This window comes from Chitinophaga costaii, from assembly GCF_900094705.1.
In the GTDB taxonomy this organism is placed as follows: domain Bacteria; phylum Bacteroidota; class Bacteroidia; order Chitinophagales; family Chitinophagaceae; genus Chitinophaga; species Chitinophaga costaii.
This window is the reverse complement of sequence record NZ_FMAR01000009.1, coordinates 1-20,054: the sequence shown is the minus strand read 5'-3', so window position 1 is coordinate 20,054 and position 20,054 is coordinate 1. Positions and strand designations below refer to the sequence as shown.

19 protein-coding genes are annotated in these 20,054 nt (G+C 42.2%); 10 read left to right on the top strand and 9 right to left on the bottom strand.

The genetic code is table 11. The features are described from left to right. Nucleotides 1-42: 42 nt before the first annotated feature. The 7 genes from GA0116948_RS13090 (at nt 43) to GA0116948_RS13060 (ending at nt 11,712) form a co-directional block, all read left to right on the top strand. Complete coding sequence (locus tag GA0116948_RS13090) at nt 43-3,384, top strand: SusC/RagA family TonB-linked outer membrane protein (protein ID WP_089712892.1); 3,342 nt, start codon at nt 43-45, stop codon at nt 3,382-3,384. A gap of 11 nt (nt 3,385-3,395) precedes the next feature. After that, the gene (locus GA0116948_RS13085; protein WP_165798464.1) at nt 3,396-4,829 is read left to right on the top strand and encodes a RagB/SusD family nutrient uptake outer membrane protein; all 1,434 of its coding nucleotides are present in this window, start codon (nt 3,396-3,398) and stop codon (nt 4,827-4,829) included. Nucleotides 4,830-4,863: 34 nt separating this feature from the next. After that, on the top strand, nt 4,864-5,649 hold the full coding sequence (locus GA0116948_RS13080; RefSeq protein ID WP_165798463.1) for a DUF4843 domain-containing protein: 786 nt from the start codon (nt 4,864-4,866) through the stop codon (nt 5,647-5,649). A gap of 18 nt (nt 5,650-5,667) precedes the next feature. Beyond that, nucleotides 5,668-7,275 carry a PKD-like family lipoprotein gene (locus GA0116948_RS13075; RefSeq protein ID WP_089712887.1) on the top strand — a complete coding sequence of 536 codons (1,608 nt, stop codon included), beginning with the start codon at nt 5,668-5,670 and terminating at the stop codon, nt 7,273-7,275. A gap of 21 nt (nt 7,276-7,296) precedes the next feature. Next, the gene (locus GA0116948_RS13070) at nt 7,297-8,424 is read left to right on the top strand and encodes a TlpA disulfide reductase family protein (RefSeq protein ID WP_205686139.1); all 1,128 of its coding nucleotides are present in this window, start codon (nt 7,297-7,299) and stop codon (nt 8,422-8,424) included. 82 nt (nt 8,425-8,506) lie between these two features. Continuing rightward, nucleotides 8,507-9,619, top strand: a complete 1,113-nt coding sequence (locus tag GA0116948_RS13065) for a TlpA disulfide reductase family protein (RefSeq protein WP_165798462.1) — start codon at nt 8,507-8,509, stop codon at nt 9,617-9,619. A gap of 788 nt (nt 9,620-10,407) precedes the next feature. After that, nucleotides 10,408-11,712 (top strand): tetratricopeptide repeat protein, encoded by a 1,305-nt coding sequence (locus GA0116948_RS13060; RefSeq protein ID WP_108675046.1) that lies wholly within the window; start codon nt 10,408-10,410, stop codon nt 11,710-11,712. 14 nt (nt 11,713-11,726) lie between these two features. Here the strand turns inward: GA0116948_RS13060 and GA0116948_RS13055 are convergent, their stop codons facing one another. From GA0116948_RS13055 to GA0116948_RS13045, 3 genes are all read right to left on the bottom strand, one after another. Beyond that, entirely contained in the window at nt 11,727-12,380 is a 654-nt protein-coding gene (locus tag GA0116948_RS13055) for a HupE/UreJ family protein (RefSeq protein WP_205686138.1), read from the bottom strand. A 75-nt stretch (nt 12,381-12,455) separates the two neighbouring features. Continuing rightward, the gene (locus tag GA0116948_RS13050; protein ID WP_089712881.1) at nt 12,456-12,992 is read right to left on the bottom strand and encodes a DUF4331 family protein; all 537 of its coding nucleotides are present in this window, start codon (nt 12,990-12,992) and stop codon (nt 12,456-12,458) included. Nucleotides 12,993-13,144: 152 nt separating this feature from the next. Further along, the gene (locus GA0116948_RS13045; protein ID WP_240619204.1) at nt 13,145-13,828 is read right to left on the bottom strand and encodes a DUF4331 family protein; all 684 of its coding nucleotides are present in this window, start codon (nt 13,826-13,828) and stop codon (nt 13,145-13,147) included. Between the two features lie 296 nt (nt 13,829-14,124). Here GA0116948_RS13045 and GA0116948_RS13040 point away from each other — a divergent pair, with 296 nt between their 5' ends. Then, nucleotides 14,125-14,418: a putative quinol monooxygenase gene (locus tag GA0116948_RS13040; RefSeq protein ID WP_089712879.1), complete on the top strand. Its 294-nt coding sequence runs from the start codon at nt 14,125-14,127 to the stop codon at nt 14,416-14,418. A 63-nt stretch (nt 14,419-14,481) separates the two neighbouring features. Here the strand turns inward: GA0116948_RS13040 and GA0116948_RS13035 are convergent, their stop codons facing one another. From GA0116948_RS13035 to GA0116948_RS13020, 4 genes are all read right to left on the bottom strand, one after another. Continuing rightward, nucleotides 14,482-14,784: a hypothetical protein gene (locus GA0116948_RS13035; protein ID WP_089712877.1), complete on the bottom strand. Its 303-nt coding sequence runs from the start codon at nt 14,782-14,784 to the stop codon at nt 14,482-14,484. Beyond that, nucleotides 14,784-15,353, bottom strand: coding sequence for a sigma-70 family RNA polymerase sigma factor (locus tag GA0116948_RS13030; protein WP_089712875.1), 570 nt, complete (start codon nt 15,351-15,353; stop codon nt 14,784-14,786). The genes GA0116948_RS13035 and GA0116948_RS13030 overlap by 1 nt, the downstream gene beginning before the upstream one ends. Before the next feature lie 83 nt (nt 15,354-15,436). Beyond that, nucleotides 15,437-15,760 (bottom strand): DUF6799 domain-containing protein, encoded by a 324-nt coding sequence (locus GA0116948_RS13025; protein WP_123891801.1) that lies wholly within the window; start codon nt 15,758-15,760, stop codon nt 15,437-15,439. Between the two features lie 71 nt (nt 15,761-15,831). Then, a complete protein-coding gene (locus GA0116948_RS13020; protein WP_089712872.1) occupies nt 15,832-16,188 on the bottom strand; it encodes a nuclear transport factor 2 family protein in 357 nt (118 codons plus the stop codon). Between the two features lie 404 nt (nt 16,189-16,592). Here GA0116948_RS13020 and GA0116948_RS13015 point away from each other — a divergent pair, with 404 nt between their 5' ends. Beyond that, nucleotides 16,593-17,360, top strand: coding sequence for an alpha/beta hydrolase (locus tag GA0116948_RS13015; RefSeq protein ID WP_089712870.1), 768 nt, complete (start codon nt 16,593-16,595; stop codon nt 17,358-17,360). 196 nt (nt 17,361-17,556) lie between these two features. Here GA0116948_RS13015 and GA0116948_RS13010 read toward each other — a convergent pair whose 3' ends face one another. Beyond that, on the bottom strand, nt 17,557-18,315 hold the full coding sequence (locus tag GA0116948_RS13010; protein ID WP_089712868.1) for an SDR family oxidoreductase: 759 nt from the start codon (nt 18,313-18,315) through the stop codon (nt 17,557-17,559). 154 nt (nt 18,316-18,469) lie between these two features. On the opposite strand from GA0116948_RS13010, the gene GA0116948_RS13005 reads away from it, so the two are divergent. Next, nucleotides 18,470-18,781: a winged helix-turn-helix transcriptional regulator gene (locus tag GA0116948_RS13005; RefSeq protein WP_240619203.1), complete on the top strand. Its 312-nt coding sequence runs from the start codon at nt 18,470-18,472 to the stop codon at nt 18,779-18,781. A 78-nt stretch (nt 18,782-18,859) separates the two neighbouring features. On the opposite strand, the gene GA0116948_RS13000 is transcribed toward GA0116948_RS13005, so the two are convergent. Continuing rightward, nucleotides 18,860-19,342, bottom strand: coding sequence for a YybH family protein (locus GA0116948_RS13000; RefSeq protein ID WP_089712864.1), 483 nt, complete (start codon nt 19,340-19,342; stop codon nt 18,860-18,862). Nucleotides 19,343-20,054 lie beyond the last annotated feature (712 nt).

The following is a 20,054-nucleotide window of genomic DNA, read 5'->3' as shown; positions in this document are numbered from 1 at the left end:
TAGGTACGCCAACAAATTACACTCAACCAAAATTTACTTAGAATGCAACCAAATGTATGTGGATCGTTTCCGCCTAACTGGCTACGTGTGCCCTTTAAGCGCTTGCGCGCCAATCAACTAAAACGCACACTCTCCCTGATTACGCTCCTGCTGTGCTTTTCCGCAGCTGCCTTGGGGCAACGGATTACTTTGACGGAGAAAAATGAATCTACTGTCAGTATCCTTAATAAGATACAACAGCAAAGTGGCTATGATATTTTTTATAAAAAGAATATTGTACAGGACATTAAGATCAACGTAAACCTGATCAACGTAACATTGGAAACTGCCCTGAAAACGGTGCTGGGTTATCAAAACCTGGAATTCAGTATTGAAGACAAGGTGATCACCATTAGCCTGCCGCCTAAGTCAAAGAATACCGGCACCAGCACGCCGGCAGAAAAGATTAAAGGTACGGTAGTAGATGAAGAAGGTAAACCCATGCCGGGAGCTACCATACAGATTGTTGGAAAAAATGTGCTGGGGTTCCGGGGTAGTGATGATGGTACTTTCGATTTTTCGCCCTCGCCCGGTGATACCGTGATCCGGGTTAGTTTTGTAGGATATAAAACACAATTGATCCGCATAGTACCTGGCAAAACGAATTATAAGATCACCCTTCCTACAAATGATGCCCGCCTGAAAGACGTGGTGGTAACTGGTATCTTCGATAAGCCCAAGGAAAGTTTTACCGGTGCAGTAACCGTGATCACGAAAGAACAGATCAAGATGTACGGCAACCGCAATTTGTTGAAGACCATCGGCAACATCGATCCTTCTTTTGATATTCAGGAAAGAAATAACCTGGGCTCTGATCCAAACTCTCTGCCTGATATTGAGATCCGGGGCAGTACTACACTAGCCAATATTAACGACCTGCAAAGCAATGTGCGTAATACCCTGAACCTGCCGCTGTTTATTTTAGACGGCTTTGAAGTTTCGCTGCAAAGGGTGTATGATATGAACCAGAACGATGTAGAATCTGTAGTGATCTTAAAGGATGCCAGTTCTACCGCCATGTATGGCTCCAGGGGTGCCAATGGTGTGGTGGTGATCACCTCCATTAAGCCGGTATCTGGTAAATTGCGTATTTCCTATGCTACAGGGCTCAATCTTGAAATACCGGATCTTTCCTCCATCCACCGCCTCAATGCCACGGAAAAGCTGGCCCTGGAAAAGTCGGTAGGCCTGTACTCCAGTACCGACCTGTCTTCCCAGGCCACCCTGAGCGATTTGTATAACGCTAATCTGAAGTCTATCAAAGAGGGCGTTAATACCAACTGGGCCCGCGTGCCGCTGCGTACGGGCATTGGCCAGTATCATAAGCTAGACCTGAGTGGGGGGGATGCACAGTTTCGCTACATCATGAATGTATCGTACGACCAGGTTACCGGTGCCATGAAAGGATCGAAGCGTGATAATATCAACGGATCTATGAGCATTGCTTACCTGCTGCCCAAAGTGCGTTTCACCAATAACCTTGGCATTGGTATTAATAATTCTGCCAATAGCACCTGGGGCGATTATAGCAACTATGTGTTGATGAATCCTTACTGGAACCCCTATAATACAGACGGCAGCTCGGTAATGCAGTTCAATACCTTTAGTGGTACACAAGCTAACCCTGCCTACAATGGCTCGCTAACAGACTTCAACAAGGCCCAGTATACGATGATCCGCAATACCACTGCGGTGGATTGGGACATTACCCCCACGCTGAAGTGGAGTAACTCTGCCGGCTACACGCGGCAGATAGGCAGTGCAGATGTTTTTAAATCGCCATCCAATATCGACTTCCTTCAGTTTACCCAGAAAGGTTCTTACGCTAAGACGAACAGTATGCAGCAGGGGTACCAGTTCCGCACTAATCTTAGTTACGGCCAGGTATTCGGAAGGCATAGTGTGTATGTGGGCGCCAATGCTCAGGTGGTTGAAAATAAAAATAATGCCAACTCCTTCATTGTAGTAGGTTTTGCCAACGACCAGCAAACCGATATATCTAACGGGGCGTCCTACAGTGGTAATCAGCCATCTACTACGGAAGCTACTGTGCGTAGTTTAGGGTTTAGTGGTACAGCAAATTATAACTTCGATGGCCGCTATTTTGCCGATGCATCTTATAACATGGAAGGAGGCTCGTCATTTGGGCCCAACACACGTTATGGCAAGTTTTACTCCGCCGGCTTTGGTTGGACGGTGAGCAATGAGAAAATTTTTAAAGACAATGTTACCTTTATAAATCTGCTGCGTTTGCGCTATAACTATGGCGTAACGGGTGGTCTCAATTTTGCCCCCTACCAGTCGCTTACTACTTATACTTACGACCGCACCCAATTGTACCGCTCTATGGTGGGGACTACACTTACAGGAATAGGCAACCCTGATCTTTCCTGGCAAAATACCTACCAGCAAAATTTTGGGGCAGATGTTTCCATTTTCAACGGAAGGGTTTCTTTGGATTTCAACTATTACAAGAAGCGCACACCAAATACCATTACGCAGGCCACGCTGCCGCTGTCGCATGGGTTTAATAGCTATACGGAAAATTTGGGACAGGTAAACAATAGTGGGTACGATTTTTCGGCCTCTGTGTACATACTGCGCAACAATGAAAAAAAGTTCAGTTGGTCTATACAGGTTGCCGCATACAGTAATAAAAACGTGCTCGTAAAACTGAGCGATGCCTTGAAGGAGGCCAATAAAACGCCGGCTGGCACCAATTCAGACCGGTCGTTTTACTATGAATACGTAGAAGGGCAGTCTATCGATGAAATTTATGTACTTAAATCACCCGGCGTAGATGCTGCTACTGGAAAAGTGCTTTACCAGAATATAGATGGTACGGTAAGCAACAACATATCCGGCTTTCAGAAAATAGCGGTGGGTAGCTCTCAACCCAAAATAAATGGACGCCTGAGTACTTCGGTACGGTATGGGTCTTTCGTAGCCAACCTTGGTTTTGCTGCCCGTTTTGGTGGTAAAAAACTGAATCAAACGTTGATGGGACAGGTAGAAAACGCGTATGTAAGAACAAACGTAGACCGTCGCGTATTGAGCAATCGCTGGCAGAAACCGGGGGATATAGCGCCTTATAAATCGCTACTCAATAACACTTCTACACTGGCTAACGATCGCTTCGTGTTTACGGAAAATACCATCTTGTTCAATAGTGTAAATATCATGTATGAGCTGCCGGCACGTTGGCTGTCACGTATAAATATTCAGCACCTGGGCATTTCTGCATCCATGAGCGATTTGTCTTACTGGAGCAATATTGACCAGGAAAGGGGTACCAGTTATCCTTATACGCTCAAGCCTACATTCGCTTTATCATGCACGTTTTAATGAATAAAATCATGAATAACATAAAGATCCTTTTATTATCAGTTACACTGTTAATAAGTATTACCGGGTGCAAAAAATACCTCACCGTGGAACCGGCGCAGGAAACCACCAAAGACAAGCTTTTTGCCAGTACGCAGGGATATACGGATGCGCTGGTAGGTATTTATATAGACATGCGTAAAAACTATTCACCCTCCAGTTTTTTTGTAAATGGCGGTGTGGAATTTATGGCGCAGTTATATTATTCCAATAAGCCTGCTACCCTTAATTATGAACTGATTCATCACGATTATACTGCTACTGAGGCAGATCAGTCATTGGGTACAACGTTTATCAACCAATACAACGTACTGGCCAATATTAATAGCTTGCTGGATGCACTCTCTACCCAAACCATTCTGGAAACCAGGGTAGCCAAGCTCATAGAAGGGGAGTCGCTGGCGCTGCGGGCGTTTAATCACTTCGATATGATAAGGCTGTATGGCCCCATGCCGGGCAATGCGGGTACTAAAACTTATCTGCCCTACGTAACCAGCGTTACTAAAGACGCCATCCCGTACGATACCTATACCAGTTATATGACAAAATTGCTGGCCGATCTGGATAAGGCAGAACCTTTACTCCAAACTTACGACCCTATTGTGAAATATGCTCCCTATTCGCTGAACACAACATGGGCTTCTAAATCTGAATATACCAGCATGTTCTGGTATTACCGGCAAAACCGCATGAACTATTATGCTGTGCTGGGTCTTAAGGCCAGGGTGTACTTATGGATGGGCGATAAAGAAAATGCGTTGAAATATGCGCTGATGGTGATCAATGCGGTGAATACCGACAACAATACCAAAAAATTCAGCTTTGGGGTGCGGGCCAACCTGTCTGCCAAGAACTACGTGTTTTTTACGGAGCACCTTTTTGGCCTGAACATGACCACCTTCGATGATGCGGGAATGTCCAGCGGCTCGCAGGCGTCTAATGTTACTCCTCAAACCAGAACAGCTGTAGACTTATATCAAAACATACCCGACCTCCGGTCCTCCCTTTTCTATAGTGTGTATTCTTATACCGTGGGCACCACCTGTTCTTCTACTAAGAAGTATGCGGAAATGATTGCGGCCACCGGCAACAACAACCCTTTTTCTGTACCATTGATCCGCTTATCGGAAATGTACCTGATAGCCAGCGAATGCGCACCGCTGGATGAGGCCAACGTTTACTTTGCCACTTATAGAACGGCGCGGGAAGCTACCTCAATTACGCTTACAGATGTAAATCGTAATTCCGTACTGCTCACAGAATACATTAAAGAATTTTACGGAGAGGGGCAATCGTTCTATGCGTACAAGCGCTTTGGTATTACCGATATGTTATGGAGCGACCATAGCACTGGCGAAGCCCAGTATGTATTGCCATTGCCATCATTAGAAACTACTAATCTATAGTTAACCAGCTTGGTGCTATTTAAAAATAATGACCATGAATAAGAAAATCACACATATGGGTGCGCTGCTGCTCACCATCTTGTTGTGCGGCTCCTGCAAGAAAGACATGCCTGGGGTGTATTCCGGCCAGCAATTCCTGGAGTTTTATTATGACAATGATATTAAAGCAGTGACGGCAGGATATTCTACCTTTTTTTATAAAGACCCTTCCGTACAATACGATACCGTGCTCTTTCATGTACGCGCGGTAGGTACAGTGCCAAATAAAGACAGTTACATCAAGTTTACAGCCTTTGCTGATACATCGGCCAGCCCGGCTTATCCCGATGCGGTAGCCGGCGTGCATTACGTACCCTTCGATAATGCAGCGCTAAAGCTGTTATGGAAAATAGATGCCGATTCTTTCCAGGCTTATGTGCCGATCATTACCATCCGCGATACTTCGCTGAAAACATCTACTTACCAGTTGCATTTCAAGATAGACCAGTCAGACGATTTTGCACCAGGAAATAGTAACCATACCGAGGGTATTGTGTATATCTCCGACCGGCTCAGTAAACCCTCTAACTGGACGGCCAGTTTCTTCCTGGGTACTTATGGCCCCGTTAAACACCAGTTCCTGATAGACCAATCGGGCGATCGCTGGGATGCAGATTTCATTGCCACCATTGGCAGCAACACCAGTTTGCAGGCTTATTACCTTTTTAAATTCACCCAGGCCCTGAAGGCGGTCAATGCGGCCAGGCTGGCCGCCGGACAAACGGAGCTGCGGGAAGATCCTGCATTAGCCACGTCTGCCGTTACCTTTCCACCTTTGTAAACCATAAAAATGTAGCGCATGTTTAACTCTATATATTACCGTCACTGCCTGCTCCTGATAGCAGGCATCACGATCCTGGCTGCTGCCTGTAAAAAGGAAAATAATAACATCAAACCATTGCCGGATATTGTTATTACCACTCCGGCGATCACTGAAAAAAGCATTGGCGACACGGTTACCATCAGCCCCACGATAGACTATGGAGGCCAGGCAGCCACATTTACTTACAAGTGGTTTCGGTATGCCAGCCGGCCAAATTATGTACAGGTGTTAGAACTAGTGTCGGAGCATAAAGATTTTGTGCAAGTGATGGATAGCCTGGGTACTTACCAGGTACGGGAAGAAGTAACCAACGTTGCCACTGGTGTTACGGCGGCCATTACCCTTTCCTGGAATGTAGTAAGCCGTGCAGAACGTGGATGGTACGTACTGAAAGGGACGGCAGATGGTAATACCGATATGGATGCCTTCCTGATCTCCTCCAATGGTGCTTCGACCAACACGAATATTATTTCGGCCAAATACGGCAACCCGCTCAGCGGTACCCCGGTAGGACTCGCGTTTACATCCCTGTATAATTACCTGGAACCGGTAAGCCACACTTTTTACCAGAACAACAGTTGCCTGATGCCTATGAGCAGCAAGGAATTCCTGGCCTACCGGATTAAAGATGAAAAGGTGCTGGCCAATAGCGATCAGCTTTTTTATGAAGTACCACCGCTTGCTACCCGCAATTACCAGGGTCTGGTGGCAGATCCTAATCTCATGGTATTGGTGAATAATGGAAGGGCGCAAGGGATGAATCCCAAGTCTAATAGCTTCCTTCCGGAACGTACTGGCAATTATTCGCTATCTCCTTATTTCACGATTACACCCAGCGCTGGCTCTACAGATGTGGGGTATGTGATGGGGTTTGATAAACTGAGTGAATCGTTTGTAACAGTACGGTTCCAGCAAACCGATGTTACTTACTTTCCAGACGAGTATTTAAATAGTAGCGGAGGTGGCCAGCAATACAATATTTCTGCCAATCACCTGGGGGGCCAACTGGTGTTCCTGGAAAATACAGACGGTTCGCTGGATACCTTACTTACTACCAATGGACGGGCCTACGGCTTGTTGAAAAGAGATAACAGCAGCGACATGGTATTGCTGGGCTTAAACCTGGCGGAGCTGATTCCTTCCCGCTACAATGGTGCGCATAGTCCCATCCGGTATGCAGACACCCTGTTGGCCAGCCAGTACCCAAACCTTACATCGGCCAGCCTGTATGCACTGAATAAAAATAATCCCATTTTATACTTCGCCAATGCCAATAAGATCGGGGCTTATAGTATCGACAGCAAGAATTACATCGATAATTTATACAGCTTCCCGGCTGGTGAAGAAATCACTTACATGAAATTTATTAATTGCCAATATGATACGCCTGCCAGCTATAATTTTACCAACCTGGTAGTGGCTACCTATTCGGGCGGAAATTATAAAATTTACCAGTTTAATGTACTAGGCAATACGCTGAATCAAACCGGCAGCGTATACCAGGGTACAGGCCGTGTAAAGACTATGCTCTATACAACGCCCAACACGACTTCCTTTTATTACAGCATGTACCGGTACTACTAGTCAACAAAAAAACCGTTAAATATGAAAAGCAAATTGTGGCTGCTGATGACCGCGTTACCGCTGGGCGCAATGGCCCAGCAAAATTATACCGTGGTTGGTAAGGTGAAACACATCCATTATCCGGCCAAAGCGTATGTATGGTACCAGGAGCATGGGGTACTGCGGAGCGACTCGGGCATTGTGGAACACGACCAGTTTATTATACAGGGAAAGGTATCTGAGCCGATGAAGGCCTATGTATTGTTATTTCAAAATGGCGCTTCACCTAAAGACAGGCCGGGACCAGACCAGGTAGGGGTTTATCTGGAAAACGGCACTGTTACGGTAATTTCTCCCGACTCATTGCAGCATGCGCGGGTAGGTGGTACTGCCCTCAATAAAGACCAGCAGGAAATGATGGATTTACTGCAACCATTTAAACAACAAGAAGCTGCGGTAAACGCGGCCTACCTGAAGGCGGAAGGAAATGATGCATTGCAGGTGAAACTAAAAGATGACTATACGGCGCTTTTAGCAAAGAAAGAAAAAGCTCAGATAGCTTTTGTTAAAACTCACCCTGGGTCTGTGGTAAGCTTAAACCTCATCCGTTCATCCTTTACACCTGCTACCGATCCTCCAAAAAGCAGGATGCTGATAGGTATGTTGAGTCAGGATTTGCAGGATTCAGGTCCTGCCCAGCGCTTTTTGGCCGCTACAAAAAAAGCCCGCGAAGTGAACGTAGGATCACCGGCACCGGAATTTTCAATGAAGAACACCAAGGATGAAATGATTTCCCTGTCGTCTTACAAAGGCAAATATGTTTTGCTCGATTTCTGGGCAAGTTGGTGCGTGCCCTGCCGCAAGGAAAATCCAAACGTAGTCAAAGCCTACAATACATTTAAAGATAAAAATTTCACTGTAGTAGGTATCTCATTGGATGGTGGTGCAAGCGACTCCCGTGAAAAATGGCTGGCCGCCATTGAAAAAGATGGCTTGCCATATGAGCAACTGTCGGATCTCCAAGGTGCAGGCAATGCCGCTGCCGGCATGTACCTGGTGTCGTCTATTCCGAGCAATTTTCTGATAGACCCTAGCGGCAAGATCATCGCTAAAGATCTGCGCGGTGAAGATCTTATTAAAAAACTCGAAGAAGTGCTGCCAAAATCTTAACATAAACGAATGACCTGCGCCGCTTCTCAGCGGCGCTATTATCTGTTTTTGTGCATCAATGTCCACCATTATACTATCCATCATGAACAAGGTTTTATTATTGCTTTTAGCATTTATACCCGTTACTGTTTTTGCCCAACAGCATTATGTAATTGAAGGCACTGTAAAAGACCGTAGCGAACCCGTTACTGCCTGTGTTTTTTACCGCCTAGATCGGAAAGGATATACCGATACTGCAGCCATTAGGAATGGGCATTTTATCATTACCGGTACGGTTCCTTATGCGATGAAGGCAACGGTATTTATCCGTTATAGTAAATACCCTTTCTATACAGAACCAGCCCGCATGGATCAGATTGATGTATACCTGGAGCAAGGTACCATTACCATCAATGCTACAGACTCCCTGAAATACGCCACCATCGGAGGTACGCAGATGAATAAAGATTACCGGGAATTAGTGCAACTGCTAAAGCCTTTTAATATAGAATCGGAGGCGCTGTACATCGCCAAAAGAAGGGCTCAGGATATCCCCGAACTAATGCCAGCGGTGCAGGCAGCTTACGACGAACTGGCTAGCCGGCAAAATCCTGCGCAGGAGGCATTTATTAAAAAACATCCCAACTCGCTGGTAAGCCTGGAACTACTGGCAGATGCTATAGATCCGGCCTACAACCTGGAAAAAGCTAAAGCGTATTTCTATAAATTCCCTAAAAACCTTCAGACGTCGCCATCCGGAAAGGCTTATGCCAACCTATTTAATGTGGCCGTAGGTTGTCAGGCGCCCGACTTCACCGTTAAAAATTTACAAGATGCTAATGTGTCGTTATCAAACTACCGGGGCAAGTATGTATTGGTGGATTTCTGGGCTAGCTGGTGCATGCCCTGCCGCGCAGATAATCCGCATTTGAAAGCCGTGCACGAACGTTATAAAGACGTACCGTTCGCCATTTTGGGTGTGTCGATGGACTATACCGATAAGGGCAAAGAATACTGGTTGCGTGCCGTTACAATGGACGGTGTAACTTGGGACCAGGCGTCCGACCTGCAAGGGTTTGGTGGGGGATGTGGCAAGTTATATGGCCTTACCGCCGTGCCTACCAACTACCTGATAGATCCAACGGGCAAGATCATCGCAAAGAACCTGCGTGGTGATAATTTGGATAGAAAACTGGTAGAATTATTCGGAAAGTAAATAGGTTTGGAGATAGTGAAAATGTATAAAAGGATAGCGGTGTTGTTGTTTTTTTCGTTAGAATGAGCGGGGTGCCTGTGGCAATGGCTCAAGCGCCAGGTATGGATAAATTGCAACCCCAAATACAATAAACTATTGAACAAGTGAGCCCTGCCTGAGTATACCTGACCAATTACGATGAGATATTTATTAGGAATAATGTTGCCGTGCATGATCCTGTAAGCTTCATGAATACTATCCGGATGAACAGGCCTAACGACCAGGTTGCTGTAGTATGCCGTCAAAAGGATGTTATCGACACATTAACGGCGCAGTTGCGTTCCTATCCTGTCACTTCCCATCACCAGGCAGCAATGTTTGATGGTGGGAGAAGTACGGTGAGGGATGGCTTCCGGCATATCTTTGTTCAAGATGGTGTCATTACCGCATCAGCATGTGGAGGTCCGGTGTTTGGTATTCAGAAACATTTTGTAGGAATCAATATGGCGTGTTATAGCCGTATAAGTACCATTGTGGTTACACCGCAAGCGCTCTGTGATTTTGTTCAGCCATTCTTTGCAGTCAGTAATCATAATAGTGACTTTTCAAACGGAGCGAAAGGATCTCGATAATGGCGGTTAGTTATCTATCATTCTTAACAAGGTGTTTTTATATTAAAAATAATTTAATATGTCATAAGTAATAAAATGTTTACTTAGCCGGTATTCCTACATCAGCTCACTTTTAGGAATGAAAGCCTAATATTTTGTAAGGAACGTCGTCTACATACGTCATTTAATTAAACACAAATGATGAAACCTTTTTTCCGCTATGGTACAGTGTCCATTTCCCTCATGATAATTTTTGTCTTTAATGCATGCAAAAATGGCAAGCCCATCGTAGATGCTGCATTTGTGGACAGTCTTCAGCATATTTACACGTGCGATTCTTTACTGGCCTCCAATCAACGTAATATGGACTTCTGGTCTGGACGTATAGATTCGTTGCGACCTGGTAATATTAATGAAATGCAGTACGCTGCTACTTTGGTGAATCGATTTAAATTAGCTGGAAATCTACAGGATCTGGATAAGGCGGATGTTATATTGAAACAGGTGGATGCCACTTTTGCACATACTCTAGCGGCGCCACTGTTAAATTTGGTTTCTCTTTCTATTATGCATCATCGTTTTGCAACAGCAGATACTTTCTATCAAAAGGCTTGCAAAATAGGGGTGAAAGCTTATCAAAGAAATGCGTTAGGATTTGATGTTAATTTTGAGCTGGGGAAGTATGAGCAGGCTGCTGGGGTATTGAGAAATAAAGATTATATCCGGGACTATAATTATTTTTTTAGAAGATCAAAATTAGATCATTTGAATGGTGAGCCTGATAGTGCGTTTAGTGCCATGCAACAGGCAGTGGCTTTAGCCGGTAAAAATCCTTATTTACAAAATCTTGCCTGGTCTATGTTGGGTGATTTAGCGGTGCATCAAAAAAAATTGGCAACTGCTGCGAATGATTTAAAACAAGCTATCCGTTTCAATCCTGGAGATATGCATTCGCTGCTGCAATTAGGATGGGTGGCTTTAGTGCAGGATAACGATACTGCTAATGCCAACGCGTTGTTTAATCTTGCGGTGAGCAGAAATAAATTGCCTGATCCATATTACAAAATGTACCAAATGGCACAATGGCAACATGATGAAAATAAAATTATATATTATGCCAACAGGTTTGTTAAAGAGGCTTCTTTGCCTGAATATGAATTGATGTATGATAAATATCTAATTGAATTGTATGCAACGGTACTGAACCGGCCCCAAAATGCGGTGGATGTAGCTTTTGCAGAATTAAAGAATCGTGCAACGCCGCAAACTTATGCCTGGTATGCTTATAGTTTGTTGTGCAATCATCAGCAGGAAAAGGCATATCAGGTATTTCAACAACATATTGCAGGTAAACCCCTGGAAGGAATCGAATTATATTATGTAGGCAAAGTCCTTAACAGTATTCGCCATGGTTTTGATGCAGCGAAATGTTTTGAGGCGGCCATGCAAAACAAATATGATCTTAGCCCATACATGATAGAAGATATGGAAAAGATGTTGTAGTTGTTTTTTTGGCCTTACGCCCAAATGCGTTGAATGGTCCAATAGATTGCGGTCAGCGCGATTATTATGGATATGGGCGTAACAATGTACTTTTTATAATCTAATTTTTTGGAAACCCATTTCACGAGGATAATATAAGCCACTAAAATCACGGTTATTTGTCCGAATTCTACACCAATGTTAAACATCAATACGCCCAATAGATAACTGCTTTGGGGCAATCCTACACCCATTAGTGCATTGGCAAATCCCATTCCGTGTATCAATCCAAAAAGAAATACCACTATTAAACGGGAGGATCGCAACTTGCTGGAAAATATGTTTTCCAATGCCACTATTAAAATGGTGATGGAAATTAACGGTTCCACCAGCTGTGGGATAGGGTGTATGCATCCAAATACCGATAATCCTAATGTGATAGAATGCGCTATGGTAAATGTACTGGCTTGAATCAATAAGGGTTTTAATTTAGGGCTGAGTAACAACAAAGAAAGGATAAATAGAATATGGTCAAATCCCAGTGGTAAAATGTGTCGGTATCCAAGCTTCAGGTATTCCCAGGCGATGGTATTTGATGATTGATGGGAGAGTTCATCTACAATCACATGTGCATGACCAACTATTGGTGTTATTAGCAATAATGCCAAAATGTATAAAGTGTATTTCATTATTTTAAATACATACAGAAGGCTGGGTTTTTACCAGCCTTCTGTTCATTAACTAAAATTTTTCCAATAAATACATTACCAGGGTGTGGCTTCGTAAGGAAATGTGTTGGAAAATTCCTTGTCATTATGATCTACGTGATCAGATGTTAATCCAGGCTTGTCTGTTCCATTTGGGCCACCAAAGATGAGGGTGAAGCTATCATCAATAACATCATCCGTCAGGTTCCGGCCTGTAAGTACATGTGTGCCGTCGTAGTAAGTGGTAGGCCCGGTCAATGATACATTAAGTACATCCGTAGAAAGAGCGCCAGCAAATTGGTCGGCAGTAAGCCCAATTTTATTGGTGGTAAAATCTGGATTTAAAGACAATAGTTTGTTTTTAATTTGTGTTCCAAAAATAGCTGCCATTTGGGAGGGCTCTGTCTGGTTGAAGATGTCGTGATCGGTGCTGCTGATAAATACAACATTTAAACCTGGACGGCCTACCTGATCGCCCTGGATGGTGTACGTATTGCCCTTGTTAGGGTCTGTTGGTGACGTTTTCTTGTCTTTGTGGCAAGCACTGATGCCTACCGCTAATGTAAAAAATACTGGATAGAGAATGTTTTTCATCAATATTGTTTTGATTAGTTAATGAAGTAAATGTTGCCTGTTATGGCTTGTTTTGGTCGATGAACATGAGGAGGTGAAAACTTCTTAATCGATGTTAAAATCAATTTTGTGGATTCAACAGTAATCTTAAGCCGTCTTTTTTATTGGTGGCATTAACTTTTTTGTTTTGTTTCCAACCACACATTGATGCTGCTTCCATTACCCAAAAGAGATTTTGGCAATTCCACCACTACACTTAGTACGTTAGTTCCAGCCAGGGCATCCGTTCCTGGATTATTAAAACTAGTTGCCTGATTAGAGACCACTTTCAGATACTGCGGCAAATCAAAAAAGAAGGGATCATCACGAGGCCCTGCAAATATCTTAATTCCCTTGGAGGTAGTGGTTACGATGGGCGTAGATGAAGCGTAAGGGGTGATGTCGACAATAGCACTGGCTTCGCTATTAATAGTGCTAGATGCAGTACCCACGGTGGCTGGTTGTACAGGTCCATACACATACATTTTCCCGTTTTTGGGTACACATTGAATTACTAGATTTTCTTTGTTGTCATTGTCCGTGTCAATTTTAAATTCCAATAAAGTCTTTTCGTCAAATGCCGCTGTTTTAGATGCTTCCGGACTTAAAAGGCCTTGTACATTTCCCACAAAAACCAGGTTATTATTATTTTCCGGGCTTTGGAATACATACAGGTCTGTAAGGTCTGTTGTTTTACCGCTTATAGCAGGCGCGTCGCCGTGGTCTGAAGCCCATACGGTAGCGCCTCCTAAAATCATCGCCGCAACGACACTTACCAGGATCGTAGTTTTTCTTTTTTTGTGCATGTTAAGTTTCATAAAATAAATTTTGTATCTGCATGGACGAAAAAGAATGATCATCCTTACACATGGAACCTATAATTTTTTTTGTGAAATAGAATTGATAGGTCATGCGCCGACTATATATGCAAGCCTTTCTAGTATGGTCGTGTATCAGGGGAGAGTAGGGGGCAATGTTCTATAGCGCATTCATATGCCTGGTATATTACAGTGCAAGGGTGGATTTAAATTAGATTGTAAGGATAAAATGCTGTATACGTCTATAGGAGAGAAAGGGAATATTTCCTTATTTTTTTAAAACTAAATTTTTAGAAATGATTACAAAGGCATTATTGGCGAGGCTTGAAGCCAAACCAGGAAAGGAACAAGAAGTAGAGACGTTTTTAAAAGGCGCTTTGCCATTGGTGCAAGATGAAAAAGGAACGATACATTGGTTTGCTATAAAATTTGGGACTTCCACTTTTGGTATTTTTGATACTTTTTCCGGTGAAGAAGGGCAACAAGCGCATCTTTCAGGAGCGGTTGCCAAAGCATTGATGGATCAAGCGCCCAATTTGTTTTCCACGCCACCAGACATTGCGCTGCTCGATGTGTTTGCTGTAAAATAAGCATTAGGAGCATTGCTAAAAAAAGCAATGCTCCTTTTTATTAATATCTGTAACACGTTGCTATTATCCCTGGTTTAAATGATTGTTTATTAAAATATTTAAGGCAGCTTTTTTATCCTCACTCATGGAAAAGGTGGAATTTTTGCGCTGCTGAAAAATTTTAACTATCATCTGCTGTATTAAACGGCTTTGCAATTTGTATAATGTACAAAGCGGGCATATAGCCAGATGAGCTTGCATTTGTAGCCATTCACCAATTGTTAAACGGGTGTTTTCTTTTTTTTCAATAAGAAAAGTTGCGCGCCTGCAATTTGACTGTGCATGCAGCTGCATGATCGTATTCCTGATAAGTTTATTCTTTATCATCACCAGTTATTTTGAAAGCATTCTCTCAGGTTTAGTTTAGCGCGATGAATAATCACCCAATAATTAGCGTTTGTAATATTCATTTGTTCGCAGATGACTGAGCTGTCTTCCTCATCGATGTGCTTTAAGGAAAATACAGATGCCCATAATTTGGGTAATTTTTTCATACACATTTTAAGGATCTCGTAAAATTCCTTTGCCTGTAATTTTTCATCTGCCTGCTCTGCAAATGGTTTAGGCGCAAATGCCTCTTTCCAAATACCATTTTCATCAAAAAAATCTAGGGCTTCTTCTTGCTTTCCCGGCATATTTATCATGATTTTGTTTAGTCCGGAAGCTTGTTTGCGGTAGTGATCTATAATTTTATTTTTGAGAATGGCTCTAAGCCAGGTTAGTTCGCTGGAACGCCCTTCAAATTTGTCCATACCTTCTAAAGCAGATAGAAAAGTATCCTGGATCAAATCATTCGATAATGCTACATCATCTACCCGTTGATGTGCATAATGGAAGAGATAGTCGGCATATTCATTGACCCATTTATGAGCCTGGATGTTTTTATTGGATTGCATGCAGGAGAGCTGTTTTATACATAAAAAAGGTAAGGGTGATTTCTCACCACCTACCTAAAGTTAAAAAAAGGATGTTAACAAATCTATTTCTCTTGATACATTGACATTTTTCCGCCCATTGTAACCATTTCATTTTCCTTGATCCTTATTTTCGTTCCATTCAGCAGGGTTACTGTACCGTCTGTATTCACTTTTGCACCGTTATTTAATTTCACCGGTTCCGTCATCGGGGAGGGCTTTCCGTCTACTATTTTCATCATTTTACCCTTATACATCATTACGTAGTTTTCTTTCTTTGTACTGTCGGATGTTACGGAACAGGTAGATTTGTGCTGGTTTTGAGTAGTCTGTGCATTTGCGGCCATGCCAATGGTAGATACCAGGATGGCCATCATTATTTTTTTCATAATTGAATTTTTTAGTTTTTTCTATAGACGCAGTTATAAGGAAGTCCTTACACGGCCTCGTTAATTAGTTTTTAATAGTAGTACACCTCTTGTACAATCTTGCCATCTGAAACGAGGAACACACAAACTTCTGTAAACACTACTTTTCCATTTCCTTTAAAATCAGCATCTAATGTAAAAGTGAGTGCAATGGTATTGCCAGCTACAAGGGGTTCGGAGATTGTTAAACTATTCACTTTTTCAATGCCCTCCCTGAATTTGGCTCCTTTATTTAAGATGTTAGCTAGCCCTACAGTTTCTTTAGGAAAAAATGTAGCATTGGGCTCAATGCTGACAGCGTCCTGAGCGAGTAGCTTTTTTTGGGCTTCTTCAAAATTACCGGCTCTCAGCAAGCCTACTAAGGTTGTTGCGATTTCTTGCGTTGTCATATTTGATTTTTTTTGTGAATAATCAAATAGATAGACGCGTCTGGTATTAGTTCCTTACAGCATTTTTTTTATTTTTTTTAAGTCGGAGTGGGGGTTGCCTGGCTATAATCGCTATCTGGAGTTGTAAAACCGTTTTATTGTTTGGTAAGGCTGTCCGCAAGGCCAGTACGGTCCTGCGGATGGATGGCAATACTGCGCAGCGGTACGGGAAGCATAAGTATACCATATCCGTTTATAGGTATTGTCGTACTTTTACAATTATTAATGTAGGTTGGAACTTACTATAATAAAGTGGATGCTTTATGCAGCATATCGCTGTGTCTATTATTTAAAGGGAACGCCAGCATAAATTGTATGGAGTAAGGGGATGCTTGGTTGTAAGACTCAAAATTAAAAATTAAGATATGAAAAAAGAATTATTAAGCGCTGGTTTACATGAAAGGAAATTTAAAATTCTATTATTAGTCTTTGCTTTGTTGTTTTCCATGATAACCAGTAAAGCACAGTCATCCGCAGGCGGTGACACCCTGTTATATAAGATCAGGGAAGCAACAAGCAAAAACAATCCCGTATTGCTAATCCTGTTGCATGGGTATGGGGCGAATGAAGATGACTTATTAGACCTTGCCCAATTTTTCCCAAATAATTATACCATTGTTTCTCCAAGGGCAACATTCCTCTTACAACCTGGTTCCTATCAATGGTATGAAAGCGTTAAAAAAAATGGTGGCTTTGGTGGCAAACAATCTGATCTTGAAAAGAGCCAGCAGCTTATCCGTTCATTGACATTAAAACTTCAGAAAAGATTACATATCAGCAGTGCGCGTACCATTATTTCAGGATTTAGTCAGGGTGCCAATATGAGTTACCAAATGGGATTGCTCTACCCTGGTTTATGTAAGGCGATAGGTGTTTTCAGCGGTGTAATTTTTGAGGCTCAAAAAGAGGCGATTCTTAAGCAACACAACACATTGCTTGCCATTTTTATCGGGCATGGAATGGAGGATAACCGTATTCCTTTTTCAGAAGCTGAAAAATCAAAACAATGGCTGGAAAGTAAACAATTTAAGCCAGCCTTTTATGCTTACAACGGGATGGCGCACGCCATATCTCCGCAGGAAATGCAGGACTTTAAATCATTTGTTGATAAGAATATTGAACTGAAAAAGTAAAATAGCCTAACGGGGTGTGCTATTTAATTATTGGGGAATGGAGAAAAGGATGTTTTCTGGCGTAAGGTAGGGCTAATAATCCTGTTTTTTCATCTCGCGTTGGCATGGTAATGTTTGTCTTAATTGGTATTTAAAAATCGTCAGTAATCCATTTGCTATATAGATTACTGACGAACAGGTGTATTTTACTATAACGTTATTTCAGTGCATAGTTTGTCATGCCGCCATCCACTAAAAACTCGCTGCCTGTAATAAAACCGGCCTTGTCAGAAGATAAGAAGAGTACAATGTTTGCAATTTCTTCAGGTTCTCCCATTCTTTTTACTGCAGTAGTTGCTATGATTTGTGCTGTAACTTGCTTTTCTACTTCTTTCGGCATGCCTACTTTAGACAAAACACCGGTGTCTGTAGGCCCAGGAGTAACAATGTTTACACGGATTTTCCGGACTGCCAATTCATTTGCTGCAACACGGGCAATGGTATTTACTGCAGATTTTGTAGCTGAATAGGCACTGACATTTATATTTGATAAATGTGCAGCATTAGATGAAGTGAACACTACCGAAGCGCCATCTTTTAAATGCGGTATCATTTTTTGCAGCGTGAAGAAATATCCTTTTACATTAGTATTGAATTGTGCGTCAAAGTCTGCTTCCAGCGCGAATTCAATCGGTGCAAATACTGCAATGCCAGCATTTAAAAACAAAACATCTAATTTTATTCCGCTTTCTGCAATGGCCTTTTCTAAAATCTCTATTCCAGCCAAATTAGAAGTGTCGGAAACAACCGTTTTTAATTGGGGACTATTGATGGTTGCCGCTGCTTTTTGCAAATTGCCGGCACTTCTTCCTGTTATCCAAACGTTTGCTCCTGCGCTGATGAATGCTTTTGCGGTGGCGAATCCTATGCCTGTACTACCGCCTGTTACTACTACGTTTTTGTTTGTAAAGTCCATTTTTTAATCTTTATTTTTTCGTTTAACAACACGAAGGTAGGCTATAAAGTTATTTTTAGTAACTTTGTGCTTTAAAATAACGGTAACATCCGTGTAACAAGGTATCATTATGGGGTGTAAAATTGAAGCGTTCCAACAGGAACAAAGGAAAAGAATGAGATCCGTTCAGGATTCAATGGACGCGCTTAATGGGAAATGGAAGATTTCCATTATTTCTTCTATTTGCTGTTATGGGAAAAGACGGTTTTCAGATATTTTGAATGATGTAGAAGGAATTTCTAACAGAATGTTGAGCAAAGAATTAAAGGAATTGGAAATAAACCAACTGGTAAAACGAACTGTTTTAAATACGCAACCCATAACCGTTCAATATGAACTTACGGAACACGGTAATACGCTACAAACTATCATCAGCAATCTTTCAAATTGGGGAATATTACACCGGAAAAAAATTGTTGGTAAATAGTTATTGGCAAGCTGTTATTATAGAGTATTTAAGCCTGTAGGCAGCGTTCAACTATACCGTGTTTAAAAATAGAGGATGCTATTTTATTCCCTTTTCCAATTTAGCATTTTGCCCGGCAAGGATCTTCCAGTTACCATCGCGTTTTACCAGCACGATCATCCTGCGAAACTCAAATGTTTGTCCGGGAAACCGTTCGTCTCCATCTAAACCGGTACGTACATGAGAGATGGCAAAGTTGGGATAAGGATAGGTAATATCTTCGACGGCGCGGGTATAGTAATGTGTGGCTTTGAAATAGGTAGTGTGCACTTGTTGATAATGATATTGAATATCATCCCGACCTTTGTAATAAGACCCAAACCAATTTACCCACGTGGCATCAACGGTATAATTATCAGCCAGGCCTTTAGGATCATGGCGATTCCAGGCATCTTCATAATTTTTGACCAGTTGCCTTATTTCTGTATTTTCTTTAGCAGTGTCTATTTGTTGACTGTAAACCTTAGACCCACTTAACAAACACAGAACGAATATTATTGACTTAAAATTACTGATTTTCATACCTGTTAATTTAGTTTAAAATATTTTAGTATATAGATGGCTGTTACAGCCCTTTGAAGCCGTGTTGATTTCACGCAACAGCAGTAATGTAGCATCTTGTCCGTCGCTTTAGGGGCATCATATCAAGTATGAATTGTACAGGGGTGGAGTTCACAATCACTTCATTTGGTAAAACTGCATGTCGCCATACCGGCTGTTACATCGCATCCCATCGCCAAGAAAATTTAATGGTGTTAATCAGTAGCTAAGGCACAGGCAATGAGGCGTATAGCCCCAATAATTCCACTAAATACTATGTAGTCTTGGCAAGATGATTTAGAATTTCCGGCAACTCTGTGAAGCCCGGTGGTGGCAGCGTTAGCAAGTTATTAAAGGAAGTATTTTTATTATGGTTCATTTGGGATCAAATTTTGGTGATCTTTCTACTTCCCTGTTTCTTTATGGCTCTTGGCTTAACTTGAGTTGAACAGCATATCTAAAATATCACTATTGTCCGGGAAAATTGTTATGTTAAAAATAAGAAAGGGGCAATTACGCCCCAATAGTTTATAATTTTGGGTTACGACACTCAAAAGATAAACTTGGATAAAGGTAGAAAATTTCCCGGACAGCCGGTATTGTCACAAATATTAGATGTAATACCAAATTCACTAATATATTCTGCTAACCGGAAGCATAAATCAAACCGCTATTATAAGCGGCTCCCTTTAAG

Bases quoted from the DNA above. Each gene is read 5' to 3' on its own strand.
- GA0116948_RS13090 (WP_089712892.1), top strand. From the start codon at position 43: ATGCAACCAAATGTATGTGGATCGTTTCCGCCTAACTGGCTACGTGTG.
- GA0116948_RS13030 (WP_089712875.1), bottom strand. From the start codon at position 15,353: ATGCAATCCAATAAAAACATCCAGGCTCATAAATGGGTCAATGAATAT.
- GA0116948_RS13060 (WP_108675046.1), top strand. From the start codon at position 10,408: ATGATGAAACCTTTTTTCCGCTATGGTACAGTGTCCATTTCCCTCATG.
- GA0116948_RS13010 (WP_089712868.1), bottom strand. From the start codon at position 18,315: ATGGACTTTACAAACAAAAACGTAGTAGTAACAGGCGGTAGTACAGGC.
- GA0116948_RS13040 (WP_089712879.1), top strand. From the start codon at position 14,125: ATGATTACAAAGGCATTATTGGCGAGGCTTGAAGCCAAACCAGGAAAG.
- GA0116948_RS13005 (WP_240619203.1), top strand. From the start codon at position 18,470: ATGAGATCCGTTCAGGATTCAATGGACGCGCTTAATGGGAAATGGAAG.
- GA0116948_RS13025 (WP_123891801.1), bottom strand. From the start codon at position 15,760: ATGAAAAAAATAATGATGGCCATCCTGGTATCTACCATTGGCATGGCC.
- GA0116948_RS13070 (WP_205686139.1), top strand. From the start codon at position 7,297: ATGAAAAGCAAATTGTGGCTGCTGATGACCGCGTTACCGCTGGGCGCA.
- GA0116948_RS13080 (WP_165798463.1), top strand. From the start codon at position 4,864: ATGAATAAGAAAATCACACATATGGGTGCGCTGCTGCTCACCATCTTG.
- GA0116948_RS13045 (WP_240619204.1), bottom strand. From the start codon at position 13,828: ATGAAACTTAACATGCACAAAAAAAGAAAAACTACGATCCTGGTAAGT.
- GA0116948_RS13075 (WP_089712887.1), top strand. From the start codon at position 5,668: ATGTTTAACTCTATATATTACCGTCACTGCCTGCTCCTGATAGCAGGC.
- GA0116948_RS13020 (WP_089712872.1), bottom strand. From the start codon at position 16,188: ATGACAACGCAAGAAATCGCAACAACCTTAGTAGGCTTGCTGAGAGCC.
- GA0116948_RS13085 (WP_165798464.1), top strand. From the start codon at position 3,396: ATGAATAACATAAAGATCCTTTTATTATCAGTTACACTGTTAATAAGT.
- GA0116948_RS13015 (WP_089712870.1), top strand. From the start codon at position 16,593: ATGAAAAAAGAATTATTAAGCGCTGGTTTACATGAAAGGAAATTTAAA.
- GA0116948_RS13000 (WP_089712864.1), bottom strand. From the start codon at position 19,342: ATGAAAATCAGTAATTTTAAGTCAATAATATTCGTTCTGTGTTTGTTA.
- GA0116948_RS13055 (WP_205686138.1), bottom strand. From the start codon at position 12,380: ATGAAATACACTTTATACATTTTGGCATTATTGCTAATAACACCAATA.
- GA0116948_RS13050 (WP_089712881.1), bottom strand. From the start codon at position 12,992: ATGAAAAACATTCTCTATCCAGTATTTTTTACATTAGCGGTAGGCATC.
- GA0116948_RS13035 (WP_089712877.1), bottom strand. From the start codon at position 14,784: ATGATAAAGAATAAACTTATCAGGAATACGATCATGCAGCTGCATGCA.
- GA0116948_RS13065 (WP_165798462.1), top strand. From the start codon at position 8,507: ATGAACAAGGTTTTATTATTGCTTTTAGCATTTATACCCGTTACTGTT.